Consider the following 12171-nt stretch of genomic DNA (forward strand, 5'->3'; position numbering starts at 1 on the left):
GCAACCAAGAGCATCAAAGCCGCGAGCAGGGTCCAACACTTGGAGCCCACGAGAGTCTTGCGATCAACCCGAGACACGGCATTACGGTATCAGGGCGGGTGGACCCTGGCCAGCTTCCGCGCCGGTTTCATCCAAATCCAGAGACCTGATGCCCCGCGAGGGGTATCAGTCGTCTGGCTTGATGATCTTGATCGACGCGGCCGTGCCGTCGTCGCTGCCCACGAGCATGCGCGTCCCGTCGCCACTGAGCGCCACGGTCCAGCACGCGCCGGGGCTGCGGTAGGCCCCGGCGATCAGCCCCGAGTCGGCCTCGAACAAGTAGCACTGCCCGCCGTTGCCCCGGGGGTCCGCGTCCACGACGGCGACCCAGGTCGAGTCGCCGTCGATGACCATGCCCGTCGGCGGCCGGCGGGTCTGCTTGGACCACTCGAGGTGCGGGGCGCCGTTGCGGTTGGCGAGGTAGTAGATCTTCCCGGCGTCGCCGCTGTCGACGGCCACGGCCACGTGCTCGCCGTCGGGCGAGAGGGCCACGGCCACGGGCGCGAGGCCCTCGACGAGGGGGTAGGACCAGATCGGCCGCTGCATCGCAATGAGCGTCAGCCGGTTGAACAGGTGCACGGTCCCGTCGGCGCCGCCGTAGACGATCCAGCTGCCGTCCCGGGAGATCTCGACGACCAGCGCCCGGCCGGGCTCCGGGGGCCGCCAGCGATAGTGACGCATGGCCAGCTCGCCGTCCTCGTGCTCGAACAAGAGCAGCCCGCCGTCGCCGTCGAGGGTGGTGATCCAGCGCCCGTCGTCGGACATGCGCACGCACTCGGCGAAGCCCGGGCCGAGCTCGAGGGTCGACGAGGGCTGGGCGGGGAAGGGCTCGTTGGCCCGGCGCCGGAACAGGTGCAGGGCGTCTCCCACCGCGGCGAGGGTGCGCCCGTCCGCCGACACGCACACGGCGTTGATCCGCGAGGGCGCGCGGTCCCAGCTCAGCAGCCGGACCCCGTCGGCCGTCCACGCGCCGACAAAGCCCGCCCACGGCTCGCACGAGGCCCAGCCGCCGGCCACGACCACGCTGCCGTCCCAGTTGGTGTCGAGGGAGTAGACGCCCTCGAAGCGCGAGCACACGTCGCGCCAGCGGACCTGGCCCGAGTCGTCGAAGGCGTAGACCGCATGATCGCGCTGCTGCGGCCGCCTCCGCGTACCCCGGCCCCGGCTCAGCGACATACCGGCCGCATAGGAACGCAGCCCGTCCTCACTGATCGCCACGCACTGCACCAAGCGCTCGGCTTGGGGAACGCTCGACCATCGCACCGGCAAGGCCGGCGCGCTGGGGGCTCGTCGGCCCCGCCGGGGGGGCTTGACCTCGCGGCTCATGGATTGCGTGTCGAGGGTCGGGGGACCTCGCGGAATCGTAACGCAAACCAGCGACATGTCCGCCGTCCGTGGGCCTGACTCACAAAAAAGCGACCGCACGAAGGCGGTCGCTTTTGACGCGGAGCGATATCAAACTCGCGCTCGGGGTGCGCGAGAGCCTCAGCCGCTGCGCCTCGTCGACGGTGATCAGCGCCGCGGTCGCGAAGAGCGCGAGGGCGAAGACGAACGCGAGGGCGAAGATGAACGCGAGGGCGAAGACGAGCGGGACGGCGAGGACGAGCGCGACGGGCTGCTCGACCGCGAGCGCGACGGCGAGGACGAACGCGAGCGGGAGGAGCTGCTCGAACGCGACGGCGAGTAGGAGCGCGACGGGCTGCTCGACCGCGAGGAGCTGCTCGAACGCGAAGAGCTGCTCGACCGCGAGCTGCTGCTCGGCGGGTTGTAGGTCTGGTAGGTCGGTCGGCTGTTGCTCGAGGAGGACGCGCTGCGGCTCGGAGCCTGAGCCGAGCTCGGACGCGTCGCGGGCGCGCTGCTCCGGGCCGGCGCCGGGCGGGGGTTGGGGTTGGTGCCCACGGAGCGCGAGCGGCGGGCCGTGGGCGCCGGAGCCGGGCGCGAGCTCGGCGGGGAGTAGGTCGCCCGCGTCGAGCCGGGGGCGCTGCCGTGGACCTCGACCTTGGGCACGCGCGCACGGGCGGGGCGCGAGGGCGACACGGTGGTCGCGGGCTGGCGCGTCTCGGCGCGCGAGCGGGCCACGGGCGCCCGCGGAGGACGGCTGGGCTGGACGCGGGTCGGCGAGGCCGTGGCCGTCACCGGCTCCCGACCGGCCGCGGGCTGAGGACGGGTCGGCGCAGCGTCTGCGCGCGCGCCTTCGCGGGTGGGGCTCTGACGACCCTCGGTCTCCCGCGTGGGGCTGGCCGGGCTGGCGACCTCGCGGCCTCCCGCGGCGCCGCGGCCGTTGTTGTTGGCGCCCGCGCCAGGCGTCACGTTGTCGGCCACCACGGCGTCGATGGCCGGACCACCCCCGCCGCCATTGCCTCCGCCGCCGTTGCCCGTGCCGCCGTTGGGATCGGTCGAGGGGCGCGGGCCCGTGGGGCCGCCCGGGTCGGCGTTGGGCCCGTGGCTCGGGCGACCGTAGCGGTCATGCCAGCGCTGCGAGGGCCGGCCGTAGGCGTGGTAGCCGTAGTAGCTGACGCCGCCCCAGTACCAGCCGCCGCCGTAGTAGCCGACGCCCCAGCTGTACTGCACCCAGGGGTAGTGGCTGTTCCACACCACCACCAGCGGCGCCGGCGGGCCCCAGTAGTAGCTCCAGGTCTGCCAGTAGGGATCCCAAAACACGAAGCTGCCGTGGACGTTGTAGTACCAGCGGCCGGCCCAGTAGACCCGCGGGAAGCTCTCGATGGCGTCGGGATAACTATGGACATAGGTGACGACCACGACCTGCTCGCCGCTCGACATGACCTCGTAGCCGAGCATGTCATCGGGTGCGTCCTGGAAGGGGTCGGAGAAGGTCTGGCGCTCGACGTAGACGTCGGCGTAGGCCGCATCGGCCACGGGCGTGTCGCCGGGGCTGTAGTCGCGCTGGTAGTAGGCCACCGAGGCCGTACCCGCGGGGGCGTAGGTCGGGGCGGCCGTCGCCTGCTGCGACTTCGCCTTGTTCGCGCATCCCGTGCCCGTCACCGCCAACAGGCCAAAGAGCACCCCCGAGATCCATGTCGTGCGCGAGAAGTCCACGGTCCGAGTCTTTCGCGCATCCCGCAAGGGCACAACCCGGGCGATCACGTAGGCCGAGGGGGTGCTCTGCTCTGATCCGCGTGCAAAGTAGGGTGATCCCCCCCATCGACCCCCCTGAGCGCCCCTTGAACACCGTATTGGCCTACCAGAGCCCCAGGTGTGGTGTGTTTACTCACCGTTAACAAAGGCTCCGAACCGCGCCTCGATCTTCCGCCGCGCGCTCTCAAAGCTTGGGTTAGCTTTGGACGATGCCCGCGCCCGAGGTACCCGCGCTGACTTTCGTGTCTGGCACCAAGCCGGGGGAAACCTTCCCCCTCGGCCCGGACGCGGAGAGTTGGGTCGCCGGGCGCAGCAGCGACGCGGACCTCGTCCTCGAGGACGACACCGTCTCGCGCAAGCACGCCCGCATCTACACCTCGCGCGAGGCGCTGTGGGTCCGCGACCTCGGCTCGCGCAACGGCACCCGGGTCAACGGCCGGAGCGTCCAGCACCACCGGCTCCGGCCCGGCGATCGCCTGACCATCGGCGCCAGTTTGCTCCGGGTCGACTCCGTGCCCCTGTCCAAGGTCCTGCGTGACAAGGCCGGCCCCGAGGAGACCACCGCCGGCCGCTCCATGTCCGGGAGCATCCAGGACATCCCCCTGGCCGACGTGCTCCAGTGGCTCGCGACCAGCCGCAAGACCGGTACCCTGCGCGTCCGCGGGCGCTCCCTCGGCGAGCTCTTCCTGCGTCAGGGCTCCATCTATTACGCCCGCATCCACGGCAGTGAGGGGCTCCCCGCTCAAAAAGCGCTGCTGCGCATGATGGGCTGGAGCGAGGGCACCTTCGAGCTCGACAGCGCGGCCGTCGACCCGCCCGACGGTCAGGAGATCCACGTCTCCTTGGAGCACATCCTCATGGAGGCCGCGCGCGTCCAGGACGAGCTCGCCCACCTCGCCGAGCGCAACAGCATCCCCGACGAGCGCGTGTCTCTGGCGCTCCCGCCCAAGACCGCGTGGCGGGAGCTCGAGCCCGACGAGCTGGACATGGTCCAGGGCGTGGCCGAGGACCTGAGCTGGACCGAGATCCTCAACCGCCTCGACGGCGACGACGTCAGCCTCACGCGCACGGCGATCAAGCTGAAAAAAGCCGGCGTGATCGACTACTAATTCACCCAGCGGGTGTCGCGCAACGCGGCTGCGCGCGTTCGCGCATGGCTCCTCGGCGCGTTTGCCGATCAGCGATCGGTCATTCGCTGTGTCCGAAGGATCGCTGTGCCAATACAGAGGGTTGCCCTCGATCGGCGCCCTCGGGATGCGCAGATTCATTCGCATCACCGCGATCTTCCGTACCCATAGCGGCGCTACTGCCGTCAAAAAGGCCGAGAACACGTCACATTCGAGACCCTCGTGTAGACTGAGGTCGAATGAGTTTGGCGGAACGCCTAAAGAACCGCGTTCGAGACGCCGTGGACACCGTCGTCCACGGCTTCGACTACGGCAAGCACCTCGCCCAGGGCAACAAGGTCCGCGTGGACATGGCCTGGACCCGCCCGGACGCCCGGCCGGTCGTCCTGGTCCACGGCTTCATGGGCACCCGCGGCACCATGTTGCCCATGACCCGTCGCTTTCAACAGGACGGCCGGGTCGTGTTCAGCTACGCCTACGGGACCTTCAACTTCGCCTCGCTGCGGCGCTCGGCCGAGGACCTGGCGGCCCAGCTGCGGCGCATCTGCGAGGAGCTCGACGTGCCCTCGGTCGACCTGGTCGGCTACAGCATGGGCGGGCTGATCAGCCTGCACGCCGTCAAGTTTCTCCAGGGTCACCGCTACGTGGACAACCTGGTGATGATGGGCTCGCCCCTGCGCGGGACCTGGGTCGGCCTCGCCGGCATCGCCACGGTCGGCGCGGTCAGTCCCTCGGTCTGGCAGGTGCTCCCGGGCTCGGCCTTCCTCGAAGATCTGCTCGCCGCCCCGGTCCCCGAGGGCGTTCGCCTGTGCCAGATCCACGGGACCTCCGACGCCTTGTGCCCGCCGCCCGGACCCATCGAGGGCGTGGCCCCGCGCAACTACGTGATGCTCCCCGGCGGGCACTCCTCGCTGGTCGTGGCCGAGCCCTTCTACGTCGCCTGCCGCGACTTCCTCGAGGCCGGCAACGCGACCGCGTCCGAGACCCGGGACGAGGTCGACGCGCACGACGACGAGCTCGAGTTCAGCTTCGAGCCCGTGGCCGCCCCCGCGCCCGGTCTGGATCCGGTCCGCCTCGTCGCGGGCGAGTAGCGCACCGCGACCAACCACGAAAAAGAGCGCGCGCCCGGAGGCACGCGCTCTTTCGCGTTTGGGGGGTGGGGTTCAGCCGCAGGCGTTGAGGAAGACGGTGCCTTCCATGGTGCAGTACCAGTTGTTGCCCTCGGCGTCGCAGCAGCCCTGGCCGGTGAGGCCGGTGGTCTCGCAGGGGTCACCCTCGACGAGGCCCTCGGGGCAGGCGTAGGGGACCACGCCAGCGGGGTCCTCACCCTCGAAGCCGCACTCGTAGTAGCCGCCCTCGGGATCCCAGCCACACATGCCGCCACCTTCGGTGGTCTCCTCGGTGGTCTCCTCGGTGGTCTCCTCGGCGGTCTCCTCACCAGCCGTGGTCTCGGTGCCGACGTCGTCGTCGGTGGTGGTCTCCTCGCCGGCGGTGGTCTCCTCGGTGGTGTCGTCGCCGCTCTCCTCGGTGTCGGCGGCCTCATCACCCGACTCGTCATCGACGACGACGAGGCAAGCGGTGGTGGTGAAAGCGATGCCGAACACGCCGGCGAGAGCAAGGAAGGAAATGTTCTTGAACATGATGTCTCCGGTTGGGGGGCTGCATGCGGCCGGGGTGGCCTGTGCGGCGTCTCGACGGACGAAGGGAAAAGCCGTCGATTCAACCGCACGCAGAACGGATTGGTGGGGGGGCCACGTCCCGCATGCAGGCTGCGAGGCATAGCAGCTGGGATGCCAAGCACCAATTCTTCAAGGATCCCAAGGACCGTGAGTTTGACGATGTTGCAGGGGGCTGGAGCGAAGGTCTGACAGCGCTGTCAGGCCTGGCACGGATGTCATGGTCGACCAGCGATCATCTTCGCGTGCAGGGCCGCGGCCGCGACCTCGCCCTGCTCTCGGCTGACCAGCAGACCCAGAGACTGGCCGTCGCTGCGCATGCCCAACAAGGCCACGCCCTCGGCCTCGAGCTGCGTCAGCGCGAGTTCTACGGTGTCGGGTCGCTCTTCCAAGCCTGCGCCCACGAGCGTGACGAGGGCGAGATCGCGGCGCAGCTCCACGCTCGCGCTGCCGTCTTCGATATCCGCGACGAAGTCCCGCAGCCGCGCCTCCACCTCGCCCAGATCGTCCCGACCGGTCATCGAGAACAACCCCCGAGCGCCCCGCTCGTCGACCTGTAGGTAGCGCAGGCCGAGCCCGCCCACCAGCCGGGCGAGCCTCCCTCGACTCTGGCCTCCACCCTGGCCCCGACTCGGGTCATGGCGCCAGCTCAACTGAACATCGACGACCTCCGCGTCGCAGTGGAGGGCGCGAACTCCCGTGGGCGCGGCCGGGTTGTTGCGGATGACCGTCTGCCCCTTGCGCCCGGCCTGGGGAAAGGTCGCCTGGGCGTAGATGGCGATCCCCCGCTCGGCCGCGAGCTCGACGGCCTGGGCGTGGAGGACCTTGGCCCCCGCCCGCGACAGGGCCTGCATCTCCTCGTAGCCGAGCTCGTCGAGGCGAGCCGCGCCCTCGACCTTGCGCGGGTCCGCGTCGTAGACCCCGTCGACGTCGCTGTGGATCTCGCAGTCCGCACCCAGGGCCGCGGCCAGGGCGACGGCGCTCGTGTCCGAGCCCCCGCGGCCGAGGGTCGTCACCTCGCGCTTGTAGGACACCCCCTGGAAACCACCGACGACGACGACGTGGCCCGCCGCGAGCTCGTCGAGGATGCGGAAGGGTCGGACCTCGACGATGCGCGCCCGGCCATGCTGGTGGTTGGTGATCACCCCGCACTGCGATCCGGTCAGGGAGATCGCCGACACGCCGAGGCCGTGGAGGGCCAGGGACAGGAAGGCCATGCTGGTCCGCTCGCCCGTGGTCAACAGCATGTCGAGCTCGCGGGGAGCCGGCGGCTCGCACAGCGCCTGCGCGTCGCGGACGAGGCCGTCGGTGGTCTTGCCCATGGCCGAGACCACGACCACCGTGGGTCGCTGCCTGGCCCGCGCCGCGACGATGCCTGCGACTTTGCGCAGGCGATCGAAGTCGGCGACGCTGCTGCCTCCGAACTTCATCACCACCGGGGTCTGCACGGACGAAGAGGGCTCGGGCACGGCGGGAGCATAACGCCCGAGGCCGCCGTGGACATTCCGAGCCAGCGTGTAGACTCCCCCGGATGCGGGTCACCGCGACCGAACGACGCCCCGAAGAGATCGCAGCCGACGCCTACGTCGTCCTCTACCGCTCGCCCCTTCGCGGCCACCCTCGCCCGCGCCTGTCCGAGCACCTGCGCGGCGACGCGGGCCGGCTCCTCGCCCGCACGCCCGGCGCGATCACCTGGCTCGAGAGCCACGGCCTGTCGACCCCGCGGGTGCTGCTCTACTGCCTGGGCCCGGAGCTCACGCCCTGGGACCCGGAGCTCGAGTACCTCGGCGGCCACGCGGGCAGCTTCGATCGCCAGGGCGAGGCCCTCGTGCGCCGTCGACAGCTGCGCAACGCCGGGGCGGCCATCGAGCGGGCCTGCTCCCAGCTGGGCATCCGCCACGTCGCCCTCGTCGGCGGGCCCGCGAGCGCGCTCGAGCCCGAGTCCCCGTGGGCCGGCTGCGATCCCCTGCTGCTCATCGAGGGCGCCATCCTCCGCGCCCACGGGGCCCGGGCCTGGGAGGGCGAGCCGAGCGAGAGCTCGCTGCGGCGCGTGACCCTGTGCCTCGAGCCGGGCGACGCCAAGACCGAGCGCGCGCGGCTCAAGACCCTGCTCAAGGTCCTCGACGCGGCCAACTTCGCCCGCGAGCTCGGCGACCTGCCGAGCAACATCGGGACGGCCCAGGGCATCGTCGAGCGCGTGCGTCGAAAGGTGACCGAGCAGGGCCTGCACCTCGCCGTGCGCACCGTCGCCGCCGACGAGGCCGCGGCCATGGGCATGGGCCTGTTTTGTGCCGTCGACGCGGGCGCGGCCACCCGCGGCTGCATCCTCCGCCTCGAGCACCGACCGCGCAAGCGCGGCGCGGGCAAGCGGCGGCCGGCGCTGTGCCTGGTCGGCAAGGGCCTGACCCACGACACCGGCGGCTACAACCTCAAGACCGGGCCCGGCGTCCACCAGCTCACCCACGACAAGTGCGGGGCGACGGCGGTGATCGGCGCGACCTTGGCGATCGCGGCCCTGGACCTCGACATCGACCTCATCGCCCTGTGCCCGCTGACCGAGAACGCCGTCGACGCCCGGGCCTTCAAGCCCGGCGACGTGCTCACGGCCCTCGACGGGACCACGGTCTACATCGAGAACACCGACGCCGAAGGTCGCCTGGTCCTCGCCGACGCCCTCGCCTGGCTCACCGAGCTCGACCCGACGCCGGACCTGGTCGTCGACCTGGCGACGCTGACCGGGGCGATCCACGGCGCCCTCGGGGAGCCCTTCGCCGGGCTCTACAGCAACGAGAACCGGGCCCGCGATCTGCTCCTCGGCGCCGGCCAGGCCACCGGCGAGCTGCTGTGGTCCATGCCCATCCACGAGATCCACGAGCGCGACCTGGGCCACCACAAGGCCGACATGCGCAACGTCGGCGTGTCCGCCGGCAGCCCGAGCGCGGCGGCGGCCTTCCTGCGCCACTTCGTGGACTACCCCTGGGCGCACATCGATCTGGCCGGCAAGGCCTACGCCGAGTACCCGCGGGAGTGCTTCGGCTCCGGGGCCACGGGCTTCGGCGCGCGCTTGCTGGTCGAGCTCGCCCAGCGGATGGTCCACGGCGCCGAGCTCCCTTGAATCCAAAAATTAACGCCCTCGCGGCCCCCCAAACCGTGCGACCATTGCCGGACCCGGACCGCGACGAGCTAGCCACCAGTCCGCGATGCAACGTCGCGGCCGAGACCGACCCGCACTGAAGGACTCATGCGACGGGGAACGCTCTGCGGCTTCTTTTTCCCCGTCACATGTTCGTGCCGAGCAAGTAGTTTTCGCGGTCCGGGTTTCCTTTCCTCCCCACACCTCCCGAGCCCGCATGCTCCTCGCCAACCTCATCCTCGAGCTGCGCCCGCTGCTGGCTGACCCCCAGGCCAACCTGCCGCAGATCACGGCCAAGCTCCGGGAGCAAGAGGACTTCGCCGAGTACGAGGTCGCCCGCCACTACGTGGCCAAAAAGCTCGAGCCGACGATCCGCGCGTGGCTCGACGACCCAGACCCGCGCGTGCGCCTCGAGGCCATCGCCGCCGTGCGCCGGACCTTCTCCAAGCCCGCGGCCGCCAAGGTCCTGCGCCACCTCGTCAAGGACGCGCACCTGCGCGTGCGCGGGGTGGCCCGGGAGGTCGTGTTCGAGCTGGGCCTCGACGACGTCGCGCTGCGCGACACGACCTTCCGCGTGCCCCGGAACCCGGCGGGCGGCGGGGGCTGGAACCCCTCGGGCTGGCACTTCGGCACGGGCTCGCACCGCGGCCACCCCCGGCTCGCGCCCGAGGCCGTGCGCGCCGGCTTGCCCGATCTGCCCGACCTCCCCGCGCTGCTGCGCTGGCTGAGCCTCGACGACGAGGCCGCGCTGCGCCGGCTGATGCGTCCAGGCAGCGCCGCCGGGGCCGCCTACGTCGACTTCGAGGTGCCCAAGAAGTCGGGCGGAACCCGGCTGATCTCGGCCCCCCGCGCCCCCCTGCGCGCGGTCCAGCGCAAGCTGCTCGCGGACATCCTCGCCCCCGTGCCCTGCCACGACGCCGCCCACGGCTTCGTCCCCGGGCGGTCCACGGTGACCCACGCGGCCCAGCACGTCGGCGCCAAGCTGCTGCTCCAGACCGACATCCGCGACTTCTTCCCGAGCATCCACTTTTGGCGGGTGCGCGGGCTGTTCTTCACCCTCGGCTACCGCGGCGACGTGGCCCGGGCGCTCGCCGCCCTGTGCACCCGCCGACCCGTGATCGCGGCCACCCGGACCGACGAGCGCCGGGTCGTGTGGCCTGGCGTGCTGCCCCAGGGCGCGCCCACCTCTCCGGCCCTGTCCAACCTCGCCTGCCGCCGCCTCGACGCGCGCCTGAGCGGCCTGGCGGCGCGGCTGGGCGCTCGCTACTCCCGCTACGCCGACGACCTCAGCCTGTCCTTCCACGACGACGAGGCCCTCGCCAAGCTCGACGTCGGCCGCGCCTTTTGGTGGATCGATCAGATCCTCCAGCAAGAGGGCTTCGCCGAGCACCCCAAAAAGCGCCGCATCCTCCGACCGCACCGGCGCCAACAGGTCACGGGCATCGTCGTCAACGAGCACCTCGCCATCCCCCGGGACGAGCGGCGGCGCTTTCGGGCCATGCTCCACAACTGCCGCGCCCACGGCCTCGACAGCCAGGCCAAGGTCTGGGCCCAGGCCCGCGGGCACGACCCCGAGCACGAGGGCCTGCGCGCGGACTTCCTCGCCTACCTGCGCGGCTACGCGGCCTACGGCGCCATGGTCCAGCCCAAGCTCGGCGCCCGCTGGCTCGCCGAGCTCGACGCCATGGTCCAGCCCGACACGCCCTGAGCACTGCTTTGCCCCCACAGCGCTCTCGGGACCGGGGACCCTTCGTCGCTCTCCGCTCCTCCGCTCTAGTAGTGGGGCAATGGAGTTCGTGCCTTGGAGACCCCTGGTGGTCGCCCCCGCTCGCGGGGGCGTGGGTCGGTCACAGCCTGGCGTCGTCCGCGACGCCAACAAAGTAGGCGGAGACCCCGCTCAGCGGATCCGCACGCCCCGGCCCCAGCGCGCCCGCATGCGCTCGACGGCCTCGCGGTTGCGCGAGCCGACCCAGCCCGAGGCCTCGACGACGCGCAGCCCGGCGAGCCCGGGCACGTCGATGCAGACAACGAAGTCTTCGATCGCGATGTCCGTGTTGGTCACGTAGATGCCCTCGAGCTTCTCGAGGCCCTCGGTCTCGCACAACTTGTCGAGGGTCTCCGTGCTCACCTCTTCGTTGCCCGAGAGGTAGAGGTGCCGCCACTGCCTGCGCTGCTCCGACGCGAGCAGACCCGCGACGCCCTCGTCGGTGATCTCGTTGCCGGTGAGCGTCAAGCGCTCGAGGGTCTCCGTGCGCAGGTCCCAGAGCGCTCCGCAAGCCTCGTCGTCGAGGCCCACGTCCACGAGGTTGAGGGCCTCGAGGCGCCCGAAGGGCAGCTTCCCGAGGGCGGCGATGCCCTCGGCGCTGAGCGAGCCCGAGAGCTTGAGGTAGCGCAGGCCCTCGGCCCAGCTCGTGTCGCCCTCGGCCCAGCTCTCGAGCTGATCGTCGTCGACGCCCTCGAGGCGCAGGCGCTGGACCGGCTCGCGGGCGAACAGCTCGACCATCGCCGCGCCGTCCAGGCCCTTGCCCGAGCCGCTGAGCTCGCGGATGAAGCCGTGCACGAAGCGCGGCCGCAGCCTGCCGAGACTGCGCGCGTCGGCCCACTGCTTCCAGCTCTCGACGTAGGGCTGCTGGAGCTCGTCGATGCGCGCACGGATCCCCCGACGCTGGCTCCGGAACGCGCCGCGCTCGTGGACGCCGAGGCTGACCAGCTCGCCGCGGGGATCCCCCACGCGCATCAGCCAGTCCGCGTAGACCTGCCAGGCCGCGCTCGCCTCCTCGTCCGAGCGGAGCTTCGGGTCGAGGGCCGCCGCCTCGAGTTCGAGGTTGCGCTGCCGAGCCGCGGGGGAAGAAGGCGAGGCCATCGCCCCCATCATCTCCGGGGTGGGGCCAGCCACAAAGCCAGTCACCAAGCCGGTCACGAAGGCGACGCGCAAAACCCTGAGCGGCGAAAGATCAGTCCGCGGGCTCGCGGGTCAACCGACGTTTGAGACCCGTTTTGAGCGGTCCCGCCCGGTCCAAAGATCATGTGACAAAAAGGTTGCGACGTCGCGCGAATTGCGGGACTTTATCTGTCCGTCCTGCAACGGAAACCGTCGCGG

Annotated in this window: 9 protein-coding genes; 4 read left to right on the forward strand and 5 right to left on the reverse strand. The window is 71.1% G+C overall.

Going from position 1 to position 12171, the window contains the following annotated elements; genetic code table 11:
* Positions 1-165 precede the first annotated feature (165 nt).
* Both PPSIR1_RS39730 and PPSIR1_RS39735 read right to left on the reverse strand, forming a co-directional pair.
* Positions 166-1215, reverse strand: coding sequence for a WD40 repeat domain-containing protein (locus tag PPSIR1_RS39730; RefSeq protein ID WP_006976976.1), 1050 nt, complete (start codon positions 1213-1215; stop codon positions 166-168).
* A 336-nt stretch (positions 1216-1551) separates the two neighbouring features.
* Positions 1552-3096, reverse strand: a complete 1545-nt coding sequence (locus tag PPSIR1_RS39735; protein WP_157596473.1) for a hypothetical protein — start codon at positions 3094-3096, stop codon at positions 1552-1554.
* Positions 3097-3344: 248 nt separating this feature from the next.
* On the opposite strand from PPSIR1_RS39735, the gene PPSIR1_RS45240 reads away from it, so the two are divergent.
* Together PPSIR1_RS45240 and PPSIR1_RS39745 are read left to right on the forward strand one after the other, a co-directional pair.
* Positions 3345-4244: a DUF4388 domain-containing protein gene (locus tag PPSIR1_RS45240; protein WP_006976977.1), complete on the forward strand. Its 900-nt coding sequence runs from the start codon at positions 3345-3347 to the stop codon at positions 4242-4244.
* A 257-nt stretch (positions 4245-4501) separates the two neighbouring features.
* Positions 4502-5353, forward strand: a complete 852-nt coding sequence (locus PPSIR1_RS39745) for an esterase/lipase family protein (protein ID WP_086002136.1) — start codon at positions 4502-4504, stop codon at positions 5351-5353.
* A gap of 72 nt (positions 5354-5425) precedes the next feature.
* On the opposite strand, the gene PPSIR1_RS39750 is transcribed toward PPSIR1_RS39745, so the two are convergent.
* On the reverse strand, positions 5426-5902 hold the full coding sequence (locus PPSIR1_RS39750; protein ID WP_157596474.1) for a hypothetical protein: 477 nt from the start codon (positions 5900-5902) through the stop codon (positions 5426-5428).
* Between the two features lie 254 nt (positions 5903-6156).
* Positions 6157-7407 carry an aspartate kinase gene (locus PPSIR1_RS45245; RefSeq protein ID WP_232296638.1) on the reverse strand — a complete coding sequence of 417 codons (1251 nt, stop codon included), beginning with the start codon at positions 7405-7407 and terminating at the stop codon, positions 6157-6159.
* A 62-nt stretch (positions 7408-7469) separates the two neighbouring features.
* Between PPSIR1_RS45245 and PPSIR1_RS45250 the strand changes: the two genes are divergently transcribed.
* Together PPSIR1_RS45250 and PPSIR1_RS45255 are read left to right on the forward strand one after the other, a co-directional pair.
* Entirely contained in the window at positions 7470-9053 is a 1584-nt protein-coding gene (locus PPSIR1_RS45250) for a leucyl aminopeptidase family protein (protein WP_006976981.1), read from the forward strand.
* Between the two features lie 235 nt (positions 9054-9288).
* Positions 9289-10779, forward strand: a complete 1491-nt coding sequence (locus tag PPSIR1_RS45255; RefSeq protein WP_006976982.1) for a reverse transcriptase family protein — start codon at positions 9289-9291, stop codon at positions 10777-10779.
* Positions 10780-10968: 189 nt separating this feature from the next.
* Here the strand turns inward: PPSIR1_RS45255 and PPSIR1_RS39770 are convergent, their stop codons facing one another.
* Positions 10969-11934: a leucine-rich repeat domain-containing protein gene (locus tag PPSIR1_RS39770; protein WP_157596475.1), complete on the reverse strand. Its 966-nt coding sequence runs from the start codon at positions 11932-11934 to the stop codon at positions 10969-10971.
* Positions 11935-12171: the final 237 nt, after the last annotated feature.

Origin of the sequence: Plesiocystis pacifica SIR-1 (assembly GCF_000170895.1) — a bacterium.
In the GTDB taxonomy this organism is placed as follows: Bacteria; Myxococcota_A; Polyangia; order Nannocystales; family Nannocystaceae; genus Plesiocystis; species Plesiocystis pacifica.